Annotated in this window: 17 protein-coding genes; 8 read left to right on the top strand and 9 right to left on the bottom strand. The window is 73.0% G+C overall.

Annotated features, from left to right (window positions below; genetic code table 11):
• Positions 1–179: 179 nt before the first annotated feature.
• Complete coding sequence (yczR, locus tag OF852_RS10850; RefSeq protein ID WP_271119174.1) at positions 180–1,604, bottom strand: MocR-like transcription factor YczR; 1,425 nt, start codon at positions 1,602–1,604, stop codon at positions 180–182.
• A 61-nt stretch (positions 1,605–1,665) separates the two neighbouring features.
• On the opposite strand from yczR, the gene yczE reads away from it, so the two are divergent.
• Complete coding sequence (yczE, locus tag OF852_RS10845; RefSeq protein WP_271119173.1) at positions 1,666–2,340, top strand: membrane protein YczE; 675 nt, start codon at positions 1,666–1,668, stop codon at positions 2,338–2,340.
• A 137-nt stretch (positions 2,341–2,477) separates the two neighbouring features.
• On the opposite strand, the gene OF852_RS10840 is transcribed toward yczE, so the two are convergent.
• Positions 2,478–3,245, bottom strand: a complete 768-nt coding sequence (locus OF852_RS10840) for a MerR family transcriptional regulator (protein WP_271119172.1) — start codon at positions 3,243–3,245, stop codon at positions 2,478–2,480.
• 130 nt (positions 3,246–3,375) lie between these two features.
• On the opposite strand from OF852_RS10840, the gene OF852_RS10835 reads away from it, so the two are divergent.
• The 6 genes from OF852_RS10835 to OF852_RS10810 all read left to right on the top strand — a co-directional run bounded on the left by OF852_RS10835 (position 3,376) and on the right by OF852_RS10810 (position 8,249).
• Positions 3,376–4,176: a DUF4097 family beta strand repeat-containing protein gene (locus OF852_RS10835; protein WP_271119171.1), complete on the top strand. Its 801-nt coding sequence runs from the start codon at positions 3,376–3,378 to the stop codon at positions 4,174–4,176.
• On the top strand, positions 4,173–4,808 hold the full coding sequence (locus OF852_RS10830; protein ID WP_271119170.1) for a PadR family transcriptional regulator: 636 nt from the start codon (positions 4,173–4,175) through the stop codon (positions 4,806–4,808). Before OF852_RS10835 ends, OF852_RS10830 begins: the two co-directional genes overlap by 4 nt.
• A 3-nt stretch (positions 4,809–4,811) precedes the next feature.
• Positions 4,812–5,273 carry an anthrone oxygenase family protein gene (locus tag OF852_RS10825; protein WP_271119169.1) on the top strand — a complete coding sequence of 154 codons (462 nt, stop codon included), beginning with the start codon at positions 4,812–4,814 and terminating at the stop codon, positions 5,271–5,273.
• 74 nt (positions 5,274–5,347) lie between these two features.
• A complete protein-coding gene (locus tag OF852_RS10820) occupies positions 5,348–7,414 on the top strand; it encodes an APC family permease (protein ID WP_271119168.1) in 2,067 nt (688 codons plus the stop codon).
• Between the two features lie 26 nt (positions 7,415–7,440).
• Entirely contained in the window at positions 7,441–7,872 is a 432-nt protein-coding gene (locus tag OF852_RS10815; protein ID WP_271119167.1) for a FluC/FEX family fluoride channel, read from the top strand.
• Positions 7,869–8,249, top strand: a complete 381-nt coding sequence (locus OF852_RS10810; RefSeq protein ID WP_271119166.1) for a fluoride efflux transporter FluC — start codon at positions 7,869–7,871, stop codon at positions 8,247–8,249. Before OF852_RS10815 ends, OF852_RS10810 begins: the two co-directional genes overlap by 4 nt.
• A gap of 403 nt (positions 8,250–8,652) precedes the next feature.
• Here the strand turns inward: OF852_RS10810 and OF852_RS10805 are convergent, their stop codons facing one another.
• The 3 genes from OF852_RS10805 to OF852_RS10795 form a co-directional block, all read right to left on the bottom strand.
• The gene (locus OF852_RS10805; protein WP_271119165.1) at positions 8,653–9,528 is read right to left on the bottom strand and encodes a DUF3592 domain-containing protein; all 876 of its coding nucleotides are present in this window, start codon (positions 9,526–9,528) and stop codon (positions 8,653–8,655) included.
• Between the two features lie 22 nt (positions 9,529–9,550).
• The gene (locus OF852_RS10800) at positions 9,551–10,699 is read right to left on the bottom strand and encodes an AAA family ATPase (protein ID WP_271119164.1); all 1,149 of its coding nucleotides are present in this window, start codon (positions 10,697–10,699) and stop codon (positions 9,551–9,553) included.
• Positions 10,700–11,080: 381 nt separating this feature from the next.
• Entirely contained in the window at positions 11,081–11,203 is a 123-nt protein-coding gene (locus tag OF852_RS10795; protein ID WP_271119163.1) for a hypothetical protein, read from the bottom strand.
• Between the two features lie 26 nt (positions 11,204–11,229).
• On the opposite strand from OF852_RS10795, the gene OF852_RS10790 reads away from it, so the two are divergent.
• Positions 11,230–11,517 carry a hypothetical protein gene (locus OF852_RS10790; protein WP_271119162.1) on the top strand — a complete coding sequence of 96 codons (288 nt, stop codon included), beginning with the start codon at positions 11,230–11,232 and terminating at the stop codon, positions 11,515–11,517.
• On the opposite strand, the gene OF852_RS10785 is transcribed toward OF852_RS10790, so the two are convergent.
• From OF852_RS10785 to OF852_RS10770, 4 genes are all read right to left on the bottom strand, one after another.
• Positions 11,514–12,413, bottom strand: a complete 900-nt coding sequence (locus OF852_RS10785; RefSeq protein ID WP_442908624.1) for a carbohydrate ABC transporter permease — start codon at positions 12,411–12,413, stop codon at positions 11,514–11,516. The genes OF852_RS10790 and OF852_RS10785 overlap by 4 nt on opposite strands.
• On the bottom strand, positions 12,410–13,531 hold the full coding sequence (locus tag OF852_RS10780; RefSeq protein WP_271119161.1) for a carbohydrate ABC transporter permease: 1,122 nt from the start codon (positions 13,529–13,531) through the stop codon (positions 12,410–12,412). Before OF852_RS10780 ends, OF852_RS10785 begins: the two co-directional genes overlap by 4 nt.
• A gap of 77 nt (positions 13,532–13,608) precedes the next feature.
• Positions 13,609–14,835, bottom strand: a complete 1,227-nt coding sequence (locus tag OF852_RS10775; RefSeq protein ID WP_271119160.1) for a sugar ABC transporter substrate-binding protein — start codon at positions 14,833–14,835, stop codon at positions 13,609–13,611.
• Complete coding sequence (locus tag OF852_RS10770) at positions 14,835–15,992, bottom strand: LacI family DNA-binding transcriptional regulator (RefSeq protein WP_271119159.1); 1,158 nt, start codon at positions 15,990–15,992, stop codon at positions 14,835–14,837. Before OF852_RS10770 ends, OF852_RS10775 begins: the two co-directional genes overlap by 1 nt.
• Positions 15,993–16,083: the final 91 nt, after the last annotated feature.

Genomic DNA, 16,083 nt, shown 5'->3' with positions numbered 1-16,083 from the left:
GCGCATCGCGATCCCGCGCCACTGCTCGAGCTTGTCGAAGCACAGCTCGACAACGTTGCGGCGGCTCCATCCTCAGAAACAACGGCCCGATCGCAGCCCAGGCTTTATCCGAGGTCACATCACGCGACGCGCGTTCACGGCCTGCTCGCGCGGAGGCCGAAGGTGCTCGGCAACACGGCCTACACCACCTGCGCGAGATCCGCGCCCGTGACCGCGACGGGGTGCCGCGAGATCTGCGCCCAAGCGCGTTCGAGCGCCTCGACCGAGCGCTCGAGGTCCTCGATGGGGTGGCTGAAGGGGATGCGGAGGTAGCGCTCGAAGACCCCGTCGAGCCCGAAGCGGGGACCGGCCGCGATGACGACGCCCTCGCTCCGGGCCGCCAGCGCGAGCTGCGAGCTGACGGGCGTGCCGAGGTTCACCCATGCGGTGAGCCCGCCCTCGACGTGCGGCATCCGCCAGGCGGGCAGCCGGTCGGCGAGGAGCGCGGCGAGCCGGTCGCGGTTCTCGCGGAGGAAGATGCGGCGGTCGGCGAGGATCTGCTCGTAGTCGGGCAGCAGGTCGGCGACGATGAGCTGGTCGAGCACGGGAGTGCCGAGGTCGTAGGTGAAGCGCATGCGCGCGATGCGCTGGATGATCTCGCGGTCGGCGCGGATCCAGCCGATGCGCAGCCCGCCCCAGACGCTCTTGCCGACCGAGCCGATCGTGATGACGGGACCGCCGAAGATCGCGAAGGGCGGCGCCTCGGGCTGTCCGTCGAGGCCGAGCCCGCTCATGGTCTCGTCGATGACGAGCGTGGTGCCCTGGCGCTGCGCGAGCGCGATGACCCGGCGCCGCAGCTCAGGGCTCATCGAGCGTCCGGTCGGATTGTGGAAGTCGGGCATGAGGTAGGCGAGCGTGGGGCTCGTGCGTTGGATGGCCTGCTCCATGGCGAGCTCGTCCCAGCCGTCCTCGGTGGAGACGCTCACCGGCACGAGCCGGCCGCCGGCCGCGCGCAGCGCCTCGAAGGCGTGCGGGTAGCTCGGCGACTCGACGAGCACGCGGTCGCCGCGCCCGAGCAGGGTGCGGGCGACGTGCGCGATCGCGCTCTGCGCGCCGACCGTGACCATGATCTCGTCGGCGCTCGTCGGGAGCCCCCGCCGCGTGTAGCGGTCGGCGAGTCCCTGGCGGAGGATGTCGAGGCCGAGCGCGTCGAAGCCGGACTCCCCGAAGTACTGCGGCAGCAGCACCGCGGCCCGCTCGGTCGCGCCGAGCACGGCGGGGATGCCGGGCATGGTCGCCTTCGAGAGGTCGAGGAACTCGGGGGTCGTGGTGACGCCGGGGTCGGGGGCGCGGGCGGGGAGGCGGACGACGCTGCCCGAGCCGCGGAGGCTGTCGACGTAGCCGGTGTCGCGGAGCTGCCCGTAGGCGGCGCTCACGGTCGTGCGGCTGAGCTGCAGCTGCGCCGCGAGCTCGCGCTCGGCCGGCAGCCGCGTGCCGAGCGGGATGCGGCCGTCGATGACGAGGAGGCGGATCCGGTCGGCGAGCGCGCCGTAGGCCGGACCGGTGGTGGCATCGCGCCAGCCCGTCGCCAGGGTGGCCAATGAGCGCGAGGAGAGGGATGCCATGCCGCCACGGTACCCGGATTGGCACCTTGCATGAAGACCAATCGGGGAATTGGATTGCATCATGTCCCAGCGCCTGCTCCTCACCCGCCGCATCGCGCAGCTCCTCGTCGGCCTCGTGCTGTACGGGATCTCGCTCGCGATGATGGTGCGCGCCGGCCTCGGCGTCGCCCCGTGGGACGTGCTGACGCAGGGCATCGCCAAGCAGACCGGCCTCGGCTTCGGCCTCATCACGGTGCTCGTCGGCGCGGTCGTGCTCCTCGCCTGGATCCCCATCCGCCAGAAGCCCGGCATCGGCACCGTGCTCAACGTGCTCATCGTGGGGCCGGCGGCCGACCTCGGCTTCCTGTTCATCCCCGAGATGCCGGGCGGCGTCGAGGCGCTGCCCGCCCGCATCCTGCTCTTCGCCGCGGGGCTCGCCCTGCTCGCGGTCGCGACCGGCCTCTACATCGGGGCGCGCTTCGGGCCGGGCCCGCGCGACGGGCTCATGACCGGCATCCACGCGCGCACCGGCTGGCCGGTGTGGGTCGTCCGCACGGCGATCGAGATCGCGGTCCTCGGCACCGGCTGGCTGCTCGGCGGGAACGTCGGCCTCGGCACGGTCGCCTTCGCGCTGCTCATCGGCCCCATGGTCGGCGTGACCCTCCCGCTTCTCCGGGTGCCGGAGCCCGTTGCTCCCGAGGCGACGGCACCCGGGGATCCCAGCTCCCCCGAGTCGACGAAGGAGGTGCCTGCATGATCACGCTGCTCTGCCTCGCGTCGCTCGCCCTCTGGGCGGGCATCGCGACGGTCGTCGTGGTCGAGCGCGACGGCTACCGCGCACTCCCGACCGATCCGCTCCGCATCCCCTGAGCCGCCGGCGCGGCCCGCCGGCGCTCAGCCGAGCTCGCGCTCGACGTGCACCGCGAGCGCGTCCCGCACGAGGCGCGCGCCCGGCTGGCCGCCGTAGTTCGCGGCGAACCGCGGGTCGGCGACGTACATCTCGCCGAGTCCCATCAGGTACGCCGCGAAGCCCTCGCGGTCAGCGCCGCCGTCGCCGGGCGTGCCGGGCACGGCGCGCAGCCAGGCGGCGTGCCGCGCGGCGAGCGCCTGCGCCTCCTCGCCCGCCGGGTCGACGCCTCGCGCGGCGGCCTCCCTCCAGGCGGTCGAGAGCTCGGCGACGCGCGCCTGCCAGTCGCGCTGCTCGACCTCCGTCATGCCGCGCCACCAGGCGTCGCCGCGCGCGGCGGCCTCCTCGCCCCAGCGCTCCTGGACCTCCGCGCGGTGCTGCGCGTGGTCGAATCCCTCGAACATCTCCTCGGCCATGGGCTCCACTCCCTTCTCCATCTGCTCGATGGTGCGCTCGACCGCGGCGATCTGCCGCGCGAGCCGCTCCTGCTCCCGGCCGAGCTGCGCCAGGTGGGTCCGGAGCGCCGGCACGTCCTCGCGCGCTCCATCGAGGATGCGCGCGATCTCGGGCAGGCCGACGCCGAGCTCGCGGAGCAGCAGGATGCGCTGCAGCCGGACGAGCGCCTCGGCGTCGTAGTGCCGCATCCCGCCGCTCGAGATGCGGCTGGGCACCAGGAGACCGAGCTCCCCGTAGTGGCGGAGCGTGCGGCTGGTGGTGCCCGCGATGCGGGCGATCTCCTGGATGCTGCGGTCCATGCCGTTCACGGTAGGGGTTGACGCGGCGTCAACCGCAAGCCCCGGTTCTCGACGAACGCTTGCGCGACGCGGGAACGCGATATATCGTGACTCGCACACCACGCGATATATCGCGAGAAGGGAGGCCGAGATGGCCCAGGAGAAGTGGCTCGTCGACGGCCCCAAGTCGATCGACGTCGAGGGCGTCCGCGCCCTCAAGGTCGGACTCGTCGGCGGCAGCGTCGACATCGTCGCCCGCGACGAGCCGGGCGTGCGCATCGAGGTGCACGGCGTCACCGGCAAGCCGCTGCGGATCACCCTCGACGGCGACCGTCTCGAGGTCGACCACCCGCAGCTCGGCTGGGAGAACTGGACCGACCTGTTCCGCAGCTTCACCGGCAAGGACCGCGCCGAGCTCAGCATCGCCGTCCCGCGCGACGTCGCCCTCAAGCTCGGCGTCGTGAGCGCCACCGCCCTCGTCAGCGGCCTCCGCGGCGACGTCGCCGCGAGCACCGTCTCCGGCGACCTCGTCATCGACGGCGTCGTCGGCGACCTCAAGCTCAACGCCGTGAGCGGCGAGCTCGCCGTCCGCGGCCACAGCGGCAGGGTCGGCGTCAACACGGTCTCGGGCGACGTCGCCGTCTCGGGCGAGGTGCGCGAGTTCTCGAGCGACGGCGTCTCCGGCGACGTCCTCCTCGACCTCGACGGCACCCCCGACACCGTGCGCATCAACACCGTCTCCGGCGACGTCAGCGCCCGGCTCGCCCACGGCGTCCCCGTCTCCTTCACGATCAACACGGTCGGCGGCAAGCTGCAGCTCGACGAGCTCGCGGTGCGCGGCGTCCGCGGTCGGTACACTCACCGGATCGGCGAGCTCGACGGCCGCTGGCTCGACTTCACGGCCAACACCGTCTCGGGCGACGTCAGCGTCCTCCACGGGGCGCTCGCATGACGCCCCCCGTCTTCGCCCACGGCCACCTGCGGCTCTACCTGCTGAGCCTGCTCGCCGAGCGATCCATGCACGGCTACGAGCTCATCCAGGCGCTGAGCGACCGCTTCGGCGGCACCTACGTGCCGAGTGCCGGCACCATCTACCCGCGGCTGGCGAAGCTGCAGGACGAGGGGCTCGTCGAGAAGACCGTCGACGGCCGCAAGTCCGTCTACGAGATCACGCCCACCGGCCGCGCCGAGCTGCAGTCGCGCGAGCACGAGCTCGACGGCATCGAGTCCGCCGTCGACGACTCGGTGCGCCGGCTCGCCGACGAGGTCCGCTCGAGCGTCGGGGATGCGATGAGGTCGCTTCGCGCGGATCTCGCGAACGCGGCGCGGGAGGCCCGCCAGGACGCCCGCCGCGAGGAGCGACGCGCCCACGTCGAGGAGCAGAGCGCGCCCGGGGACGCCCGCACGGCATCCCGGCTGCAGCTCCACGAGGCCGAGCTGCTGCTCGGCGAGTTCCGGCAGGAGCTGCGCGCCGAGCTGCGCGGCGCGGCCGCCTCGGCGACCCTCGACCGCGAGGCGGTCGAGCAGCTCCGCGAGGGGCTGCAGCGCGTCCGGCGCGAGCTGCTCGCGCACCTGAGGGGGTAGCGGATGGCGGCGCAGGTGCTCGGGGTCGTCGCGGTCGTGTTCGCGGGGCTCGCGGCGGGGATCTTCTACGCCTTCTCGACGGGCATCATGCGCGGGCTCGACCGCGCGAGCGACGGCACGTACGTCGAGGGCATGCGCGACATCAACCGCGCCGTCCTCAACCCGCTGTTCCTCGGGGCGATCTTCGCGCCGACGCTCGCCTTCGGCTCGGCGATCCCCGCCGTCGTCGCCGAGGGCTCGCCGCTCGCCGCCTGGCTCACGGTCGGGGCGACCGCCGCCTCCGTCGCCGCCGTCTTCGTGACGATCAGCGGCAACGTGCCCCTCAACGAGGCGCTCGAGCGATCCCGCGACGAGGATGCGGCGGCACGCGACGCCTTCCACCGGCGCTGGCTCGGCCTCAACCACGTGCGCACGGCGCTGACGGTCGGGGCGCTCGTCCTCGGCGCGGTCGCCCTCGCGGCCTGAGGCCCCGCCCGCACGCCGGGATCCTCACGGAATCCTGACGCCTCCCGCTCTTGATTCGAGACGGCACAGGAGTAATGTCGCCGCTCGTGACAGATGCAGGGCGCTCGCCGAAGCGCTGGCTGATCGGCGAGCCGCTCTCGACCGACAAGCTCGAGGGGCAGCTCCTGCCGAAGCGCTACGCGCTCCCCATCTTCGCGAGCGACCCGCTCTCCTCGGTCGCCTACGCGCCGCAGGAGCTGCTCATGATCCTGCTCCTCGGCGGCACCGCCTTCCTCGCCTTCGCGCCGCCGGTCGCGGCCGCCGTCGTCGTGCTGCTCGTGGTCGTCGTCGTGTCGTACCGCCAGCTCATCAAGGCGTACCCCTCGGGCGGCGGCGACTACGAGGTCGCGCACAAGAACCTCGGCGAGAAGCCGGGGCTGATCGTCGCGGCGGCGCTCCTCGTCGACTACGTCATGACGGTCGCCGTGTCCGTCTCCTCCGGCGTCGACAACATCATCTCGGCCCTCCCCGAGCTCCACGCCTGGCGGGTGCCGATGGCGGTCGGCTTCATCGCGGTGCTCGCGGCCGTCAACCTCCGCGGCGTCCGCGAGTCGAGCAAGGCCTTCGCGATCCCCACCTACCTCTTCGTCGGCTCGGTCGCGATCATGATCGTCACGGCGCTCGTCCGCACCGCCCTCGGCGACCCGCCGGTCGCCGAGAGCGCCGGCTTCGAGGTGCAGGTCGAGCAGACCTCGCAGGCGGCCTTCGTGCTGCTGCTGCTCCGCGCCTTCTCGAGCGGCTGCTCGGCGCTGACCGGGGTCGAGGCGATCTCGAACGGCGTGCCCGCGTTCCGCGTCCCGAAGATCCGCAACGCGCAGCGCACCCTCATGCTGATGGGCGGCATCGCGATCGCGCTCTTCGTCGGCCTGACGGCGGTCGCGCTCATCTCGGGCGTGCGGTACGCGGAGGACGCCTGCCACCTCGTCGGCTTCGCCGACTGCGAGTCGACCCCGCAGCGCTCGCTCATCGCCCAGGTCGCGGCGAGCGTCTTCGGCGGGGCCAGCATCCCGTTCTTCGTCATCCAGGCGGCGACGGCCGCGGTGCTGCTCCTCGCCGCGAACACCGCCTTCAACGGCTTCCCACTGCTCGGCTCGGTGCTCGCGAAGGACGGCTACGCGCCGAAGTCGCTCTCGACCCGCGGCGACCGGCTCATCTACTCGAACGGCGTCATCGCGCTCGCGCTCGCCGCGGTCGTCATCGTCGCGGTCGAGCGGGCGGATGTGACGGCCCTCATCCAGCTCTACATCATCGGCGTCTTCGTCTCCTTCACGCTCGGGCAGTCGGGCATGGTGCGGCACTGGTGGCGGCTCCTCCACGAGGGGGATGCGGCGCTCGAGCCCGGCGAGTCGCCGCAGCCCCGCCGGGCGCTGTGGCGCAGCCTCGCGATCAACGCCTTCGGTGCGGCGATGACGCTGAGCGTGCTCGTCGTCGTGACGATCACGAAGTTCACGCACGGCGCCTGGATCGTCTTCGTCGTGATGCCGATCCTCTACGTGCTCATGCTCGGCGTGCACCGCTACTACCGGGATGTGGAGGCCGAGATCGAGGCCGACGAGACGACCGCCTTCGGTGCGGACGGCGACCACGCGATCGTCCTGGTCGGGCGCATGCAGAAGCCCGTGCTCAAGGCCCTCGACTACGCGATCTCGGCGCGGCACTCCTCGATCGAGGCGGTGCACGTCGCGATCGACGACGTGTCGGCGGAGCGTCTCGAGCGGCAGTGGGAGGAGCTCGGGATCCAGGTGCCGCTCCGCATCCTCGACTCCCCGTACCGGGACATCAGCGTGCCGCTCATCGGGTACATCAAGGCGCGCCGCGAGGAGCACGGCAGCGAGGTCGTGACCGTCTACACGCCGCAGTACATCGTCGGGCACTGGTGGGAGAACCTCCTCCACAACCACAAGGCGCGCCGCATCCGGCACAAGCTCATGCTCGTGCACGGTGTCATGGTGACCCTCGTGCCCTGGCTGCTCGACTCCTCCGATCTCCTCTACGGCCGCCGCTCGCGCCCGCTGCCCGGGCAGGAGCGCCGCGGCGAGCCGGTGCGCCCGCCGAAGCGGGTCGTGCGCAAGCCGATCGCGCCCGCCAGGCGTCGCCGGTGAGGGACGGGATGCGGGGGCCGGCCGGGATGCGCGCGTCCCGGGAGCAGGCGTCCGCCGTCGCGGCGGTCGCGGCAGGCGGCGTGCTCGGCTCGGGGGCGCGGCTCGCGCTCGACGCCCTCCTGCCGCACGCGGACGCGACCTGGCCGTGGTCGACGCTCACGGCGAACCTCCTCGGCGCGCTCGCCCTCGGCATCCTCGTGGCGGGCCTCTGGCCGGTGGCGCCCGCCTGGCTGCGGGCGGGGCTCGGGGCGGGGCTGCTCGGCAGCTTCACGACATTCTCGGCGCTGGCGCTCTCGCTCCTCGCGATGGCGGAGGCGGGCGCCGCGGGACTCGCCGCGCTGTACCTCGTCGTGTCGCTCGCGCTCGGGCTCGCGGCCGCGTGGCTCGGTCTGCGGCTCGGGGCGACGCTCCACGGCCGGCGGCTGCGCCGCGGCCCGGCGATCGGGGCGGACGAGTGAGCGGCGGCCTCGTCGTGGCGGCCCTCGCGCTCGGGGCGCTCGGCGCGGCGCTGCGCTACGCCGTGACGCTGGCCTTCGCGGGTCGGCCGGCGCGGCTGCCGTGGGCGGTGCTCGTCGTGAACGTCGCGGGCTCGGCGGTCGCGGGCGCCGTGCTCGGGCTCTCGGAGGCCGGGATCCTGGATGCCGCCCTGCGGTACGTGATCGTGAGCGGCTTCTGCGCGGGGCTCACGACCTTCTCGACCTTCTCCGTCGAGACCGTGCAGCTCGTGCTCGAGCGGCGCGCGCGGGCCGCGCTCGCGAGCGTCGCCTCGAATCTCGTGCTCGGCGTCGGCGCGGCGGCCCTCGCCTGGGCGGCGGCACGCGCGCTCGCCGGCTGACGTCCCGGCGCGGGCTGCCCGCACCCCGCACCCCGCACCCCGCACCCCGCACCCCGCACCCCGCACCCCGCACCCCGCACCCCGCGAGGGGTCCCATATGACGACTTCGAACCTCCGAAACCCGTCATATGGGACCCCTCACCCGCGCAGACGGGCGCGTCTCGCGCGAAAGGTCGGAGTCCGCCCCTGACGACGCCCATAGCGGACGGAAATCGAACCCTCATCGGAAGCGCGCTCCGCATCCCGCGCTTCCCGCCCGCGAGGGGTCCCATATGACGGGTTCGAGCCTCCGAAACCCGTCATATGGGACCCCTCACCCGCGCGTGCGAGCGCTCCTCGCGCGAGGTGGGAGGGGTCGCCGGCGCGGCGCACGCACGGCACCCGGGATGCGCCCCCGCGGCGCCTAGAACCGGTGCGCCGAGTAGGCGGCCGGGTCGGCGCCCTCGCCGAGGGCGACGAAGATACGCCGGCGGTCCTCCGGGCGGGCGGGGTCGAACAGCACCGTCACCTGCTGCCCGAGGCGCGGCGCCGCGGTCCGCCGGAATATCCCCTGCTCGACGACCCAGCGGGGCGTGCCGGACTGGTCGACGAAGCGCACCGTCCACGGCATCCCGACCCGGTCGGAGTCGCCGTGCGGCACCTCTGCCTCGGTGACCTCGCCCGGCACGCGCCGCCCGCTGACGAGCAGCTCGCGGATGAGCGCCTCGCGTCCGCTCGCGGCGCGTCGCGTGCTCGCCCCGAGCGCGATCACGAGGATCGCGAGGACGATCGCGAGCGCCGGAACCCAGTACACGGCCCAGTACGCGATCCACTCCCATGCGCCCCACGGCTCATCGTTCCCGAAGCTCGGGTCGACCGCGACGCCGACCGCGAAGGGCTCGGTCCACATGGCCGCCGCGAGCGAGACGCCGACCGCGCTGCCGACGAGGGCGATGGGGGCGGGGCCGATGCCGGCCAGCCGCAGGCCGGGGCCGCCCGCGAAGCGGCGGTTCCAGTACGCGTAGAACGCGCCCGCGGCGATCCCGCCGAAGACGCCGGCCGGGATGAGCATGCCCGAGGAGGCCGCCCCGAGCGGCATCGAGGTCTCCCAGCCCGCGAACACGCTGTTGAGGCTCATGATCCGGAAGGTGTCGAGGGCGGATCCGAAGCCGAGCCCGAACACGGCGCCGGCGATGAGCAGGAGGAGGCCGCCGAGCACGGTGAGCAGGAGCGCGCCCGTGCTGCCGCGCTGGCGCTCCCGCCGCTCGCGGCGGACGGCGGCCGGGTCGACGGTGCTCATGCCCCGACCCTATCGGCGGGCCTCAGCGGGACGGCCAGGCCCAGGGCGGCCCCTCGAGCGGGCCCGTGTCGGCGATGCGCGTCTCGCCGTCGGCCTTCACGAGCTCGTGATGCGCGGCGCCGTGCCGCCGGAGCCCGGCGGCGAGATCGGCCGAGTGGCTCACGACGACGATCTGGGATTCCTCGGCCGCCCGGCCGATCATGGCGGCGAGCGGCTCGATGAGCTGCGGGTGGAGGCTGCCCTCCGGCTCGTTGAGGACGAGCAGCTCCGCGGGCCGCGGGCTCAGCAGCGCGGCGGCGAGGAGCAGGAAGCGGAGCGTGCCCTCGCTGAGCTCGCCGGCCTCCATCGGCCGCAGCATCCCCGGCTGCCGGACGCGCAGCGCGAAGCGGCCGTCGACGGGGGCGACCTCCTCGAGGCGGCTGCCGTCGAGGGCGTCCGCGACCGCCGCATCCAGCGCGTCCCCGTCGCCGATCTCGCGGATCGTCTGCAGCGCGGCCGCGAGATCGGCGCCGTCGGAGGCGAGCACGGGCGTGCGCGTGCCGACGCGCGGGGTGCGGGCGGGGGCGTCGCGGTCGGTGCGGAGGGCGTCGTAGAAGCGCCAGGCGCGCAGCGATCGACGGACGCTGAGGACCTCCGCCGCCTCGCGCGGGTCGCCCAGCTCGGCGACGACGCTCGACCACGGCGGCAGCCGGAGCTCGGTGTCGCGCCAGCCCTCCGCCCCGCGCGTGCGCACGAGCGGACCGCGCCGCTCGGTGAGGAGGGTCGCCGGGCGCAGCAGCGGCCCCGACCAGACGGCCTCCGACTTGATCTCGGGATCGCGCGAGAAGGCGCTGCGGGAGGGCTGCGGGACGCCGAGGTCGATCGCGTAGCCGAAGTCGTCCGAGCCGACCCCGAGTCGCAGGGCGACCGGCTGCTGGCGGACGCCGCCCTGCGTCGCGACGCCGGGGCGCGGACCGCCCTCGGGGCCGGCCCACAGGGTGGAGGCCAGCCCGCCCTCCTCGGCGAGCGCCGCCACGATCCGCCCCTCGCCGGCCGCCGCGAGGAGCCGCAGCGCGCGGTACAGGCTCGACTTGCCGGCGCCGTTCGCGCCCGTCACGAGCGTCAGGCGCTCGAGCGGCACGACGAGCGAGCGGAGGGAGCGGTAGCCGTCGACGGCGATCGCGGTGAGCATGCCGCCACCCTAGGCGCGGCGTCTGACGCGCGCGTCGGGGTCCTGGTATCGCGGGGAACCCCTGCTGCAGACCGACTTCACCGACGAGCCCGCCGCACGCGACGCTGTCTCGCCGGCCCTCGACCCGGTCACGATCGCGGCATGCAACGCAGGCCTCGGCGACACGGTGGTCGCGTCGATGACGTCGAGACTGGACGCGACGGTCAAGCTTCGTTGCGGCGACTCGGGAGCAGGCTATGTTCACATCCGGAGTCGGCACCAGTCGGAGTGGATCAGCCAGATGCCCGGGCCGGGCCTTTGGGACGACTTCATGCTGTGGACGTCGAGAAATGCGCTGGCATCGCCGAGCCGCACGTCGACGCGGCCAGGGAACAAGCGCTGCTACTCGACGCCGATCGAGTTGTACCGCACCGTCAATGGCAAGCCGAGGTACTGGAAGACCATCAACCCGAGCGTCTTCGTCTCGCGCAATAATCGGATCGTCATCACCTCGATTCCGAGCACGACCTCACGTTGCTGAAGAGACCAGGATGCCGACCGCACTCGAGTTCACGGCGAACTACACCGACTGGCCATTCAACGACTACGTCGACCCCGACGCGAGCCCGGTCCGGCACCTTCCGGCCGACCTCAGAGACGAGCTGCGCGCCTGGGCTCGGCGCTTCCAGCTCGAGTTCGACGAGATGGCCGGCGACTTCCGAGAGCCGGGACAGCGCGAGAGCTTCGACGCCGAGTACGACCGGCTCGCGCAGCGCCTCCGCGAGCACGGCCTCGAGTTCACGACGGCACGCTGGTGGGGCGAGACCACCGGCCCCTAGCCCTTCTCCGCGCCCTCCGAGGTCGACATGATGCGCCGCTGGAAGACGAAGAACAGCACCGCCACCGGGATCGACATGAGCACCGCCGCCCCGAGCTGCAGCGGATACTGGTTGCCGGATCCGAGCTGCCCCGAGGTGAGGGATGCGACGCCCGTCGTGAGCGTCGCGAGGTCGGTGTCGTTGCGCGAGACGACGAAGTGCGCGAACTCGTTCCAGGAGCCCTGGAAGCTCAGGATGAACAGCGTCACGAGCGCCGGCCGCGCCATCGGCAGCACGATCGTCCAGAAGGTGCGGAACACGCCCGCGCCGTCGATGCGCGCCGCCTCCTCGACCGACACCGGGATCGACTCGAAGAACTGCTTCATGATGAAGATGCCCGCCGCGTCGATCATGATCGGCACGATCATGCCCGCGTAGGTGTTGTACATCCCGAGCTCCTTCAGCACGAGGAACCGCGGGATGAGGAGCACGACGTTGGGCACCGCCATGACCGCGATGAGGGCGGCGAAGATCGCACCGCGCCCCCGGAACTGCAGCCGCGCGAGCGCGTAGCCCGCGAGCGAGTCGAAGAACACCCGTCCCGCCGTCACGAAGAGCGTGACGAGGAGCGAGTTGCCGGCCCACTGCAGCAGCGGCACCGAGGTGAAGAGGCGCTCGTAGGCCGCGGTCGACCAGGTCTCGGGGATGAGCGAGAGCGCGTTCTGGGTGGCGTCGGCATCCGTCTTGAAGCTGCCGGAGACGGAGATGAGGAAGGGGTAGATGTAGACGAGCGCGAGCGCGATGAGGATGAGATACCCGGCGCCCGCCCCGAGGAGGACGCGGGGGCGCACCCGGCGGCGGCGCCCGGCGACCGCCCGGGCGGGGGCGGGGGGCGCGGTGCCGGTCGCGGCGCTCACGGCCGTCCTCCCTCGCGCGCGACGGGCGCGGCGCCCGCCTTCGCCGCCTCGGCATCCGCCTGGAGCCGGGCGACCGCCTTCTCGGCCCGCCGCACCCCGCCGCGGCCGCGATCCCGATCCCGCAGCACGAAGCGCTGCAGCAGCGTGAAGGCGACGATGATGCCGAACAGGATGAAGGAGATCGCGGCGCCCTCGCCCCAGTTCAGCTCGCGGAAGGAGGTGAGGAAGGCGAGGTAGGCGGGCGTCAGCGTCGTCTTGCCGGGGTCGCCGTCCTGGATCAGGTACACCTGGTCGAAGACCTGCCAGGTGCCGATGAGGCCGAGCGTCAGCACCGTGAACAGCGTCGGCTTCAGCATCGGCAGCGTCACCGAGAAGAACTTGCGGACCGACCCCGCACCGTCGATGGACGCGGCCTCGTCGATCTCGCCCGAGATGTTCTGGAGGGCGGCGAGGAACAGCAGCATGAAGGTGCCGGAGGTCGTGAACACGGCCATGATGATGAGCACCGTCATGGCGACGCTCGGCCCCGACAGCCAGTCCCACCAGGTGAGGCCGAGCGGGCCGGCGCCCGCGAGCGCCTCGGGCGGGCCGGCGACGCCGAGCCCCGCGAGGGCGCCGTGGATGAGGCCCGTCGAGTCCGCCATCCAGTTCGGCCCGTCGACGCCGAGGACGGCGAGGGTCGCGTTGACGGCGCCCGAGCCGAGGAACAGCCACAGGAAGATCGTCGTGATCGCGATCGAGGAGGTCACGCTCGGGAAGTAGAAGGCGGTGCGGAAGAAGCCCCGCCCGCGGAGCACCCGGCGGTTCACCTGCACGGCGAGGAACAGCGCGAGCGCCGTCTGGAGCGGCACCACGAGCAGGACGTAGAAGAAGTTGTTGCGGAGCGAGAGCCCGAAGTCGCGCTGCGCGAGCCCCGACTCGACGAGGATCGCCGCGTAGTTGTCGGCGCCGACGAGCTCGTTGCGCTGCAGCGGCGAGCCGAGTCCGTTCCAGTCCCCGAAGCTGACGTAGAGCGCCAGCAGGATCGGCAGCACCAGGAACACGCCGATGATGAGGATCGCGGGCGCCGTGAACGCCCAGCCGTAGCGGGCCTCGCTGCCGCGGATGCCCTTCGCCATGTGCTCGCTCCTTCCGTCAGGACGGCGGGTGGTCCCGCCGGGGGCGCGAGGTCGCGCCCCCGACCGGACCGGTCCGGCTACCCGTTGGCCTCGTCGAGGGCGGCCTGCAGGTTCGACTGGAGCGAGCCGAGCAGCGCCGCCCCGTCCGCCTTGCCGAGGTCGCCGAGCTGCGAGTTGAAGTCGGAGACCACCGCGGCGGCGCCGTCGAAGTTGACGGGGCTGACCGCGTACTCGGCGCCCGCCACGAAGGAGGCGTTCTCGGGGTACTTCTCGGCGTACTCAGCCGCCGCGGCCTCCGTCGAGGGGATGACGCCGAAGGCGTCCGCGAAGGCGAGCTGCTGCTCGTCGCCCGTCAGGTACTCGACGAGCGAGGTCGCGGCCTCCGCGGTGTCCGAGTCGGCGGGGATGCCCCAGCAGTTCGTGAAGGAGAAGGTCGCCTTCCCCGCGGGGCCGGCCGGGAGCTCGTACGCGGCGTACTCGGTGTCGGGGAAGTCGCCCTCGATGCCCTTGATCCACGGCCCCTCGATCACCATGGCGGCCTTGCCGGCGCCGAGCGCCTCGCCCGACCAGCCGGCGTCGATGTCGGCCGGGAACCGCAGCACGCCCTCGTCGTAGAGCTTCTGCACGTACTCGAGTCCCGCGAGGTTCTCGGGGCTGTCCGCGGTGACGGTCGTGCCGTCGTCGTCGACGAGGCCGCCGCCCGCCTGACCCATGAAGACGCCGATGCGCTGGTACTCGGCGCCGAAGCTCAGGCCGACCGCGTCATCCGTCGTCAGCTTCGTCGCGACCGCCTCGAGCCCGTCCCAGTCGGTCGGGATGTCGGCGTCGGTGAGGCCGGCATCCGCCCACAGCTCCGTGTTGATGATGAGGCCGAGGGTCGAGAAGTCCTTCGGGGCGCAGGTGAAGGCGCCGTCATAGGTGAAGGTGTCGACGAGGCCCGGGTAGAAGTCGCCCGCGTTCGGGAGGTCCTCGGCGTAGGGCTGGAGGTAGCCGTTGGCGCCGTAGGTCGCGAACTGGTCCCAGCTCATGTAGAAGACGTCGGGGGCGTCGTCGCCCGCGAAGCCCTGCGCGAGCTCCTGCGTCAGATCGCTCGCGGCGACCACCTCGACCTCGGCGCCGTTCTCCTCGGCCCAGGCGTCGGCGGCGGCCTGCACGGCGGCCGTCTCGGCGTCGCCGCTCGAGCCGATGAGCATCGTCAGGGAGGCGCCCTCCGGGCCCTGGCCTCCTCCGCCTCCCGAGCATCCGGCGAGCGCGGCGACGGCCCCGATCGCGATGACGGCGGCGCCCAGCTTCCTGGTGTGCATCAGTGTTCCTTCCGTTGCGATGCGCCGGCGTCCTCGCCGGCGGCGGGTTCCTCATCGATGGGCGCCAGGTGACTCGACCGGCGGACGACGAGCTTGGGGGTCACGAGCCGGCGTCCGGGGCCCGCGGATGCGGTGCCGGACGGCAGCACGCGGGTCCCCTCCGTTCCCATGAGCAGTTCGAGGGTGGCGGCGGCGACCTCGTCGAGGCGCTGGTCGACACTCGAGAGGCCGACGGCCTGCGCGACGGGGGTGTTGTCGAAGCCGATGACGGGGAACCGCGGGTGCCCGGCCTCGCGGACGGCCATCATGGCGCCGAGCGCGAGCGAGTCGCTCGCGCAGACGAGCGCCTCGAGCCCGGCCCGCGCAGGGTCGCCGCCCGCCTCGGCGAGGCGCTGCTCGACGGCGCGGCGACCGGGGGCGACCCCCTCCTCGGCCTCGATGCTCAGCGCGGCGAGGGCGGCATCCCCCGTCCCGAGCCGCTCGGCCATGGCCTGCGCCCAGCCGCGGCGGCGGTCGTCGCCCGTGCCGGAGCCGGCGGGCCAGCCGAGCCAGCCGACGCGCTCGTGGCCGCGCCCGAGGAGGTGGCGGGCGGCATCGCGGGTGCCGGCGGCGCCGTCGACGTCGACCCAGCGGCGCGCCGGATCGTCCTCGCCCTCGCGGCCCCAGGGGCGTCCGAACGCGATGAACGGCACCCGCTCGGCGGCGAGCCAGGCGATGCGCGGGTCGTCGTAGCCGGTCGCCGTGACGACGAGCGCGTCGACGTCGGCGCCGTCCCGGAGACGGCGGTACTGCGCGATCTCCTCGGCCTGGTCGGCGGCGGTGAAGAGCATGATCCGCATCCCGCGGGCGTCGGCCTGCTCGGCGAGCGCGTGCAGGTAGCGGTCGAGCACGGAGCCGGAGACGCCGTTGCGGCTCATGGGGTCGAGGCGGATGCCGATGGTCGAGCTCGAGCGGGTGCGCAGCCGGCGGGCGCTCGCGTGGGGTCGGTAGCCGAGCTCGTCGATCGCGGTCTGCACCCGCTCGCGGGTCGCGTCGCGCACGATCGAGGGCGTGTTGAGGACGTTGGAGACGGTCTGGCGGGAAACCCCGGCGAGCTTCGCCACGTCGTCGACGGTGGGCAGCGAGGCGGTCTGCCCGCCGGATGCTCGTGCCGTCATCGCGTCTCCCTCGACTCGATCCCGACCGTTCTTTGAACGATCAAATCATCGGTGTTATGTTACCCGCAGAACCGGACCTGTCAACGAGGAC

Source organism: Homoserinibacter sp. YIM 151385 (assembly GCF_027912415.1).
GTDB lineage: Bacteria > Actinomycetota > Actinomycetes > Actinomycetales > Microbacteriaceae > Schumannella.
This window is presented reverse-complemented; position numbering and strand designations above follow the sequence as displayed.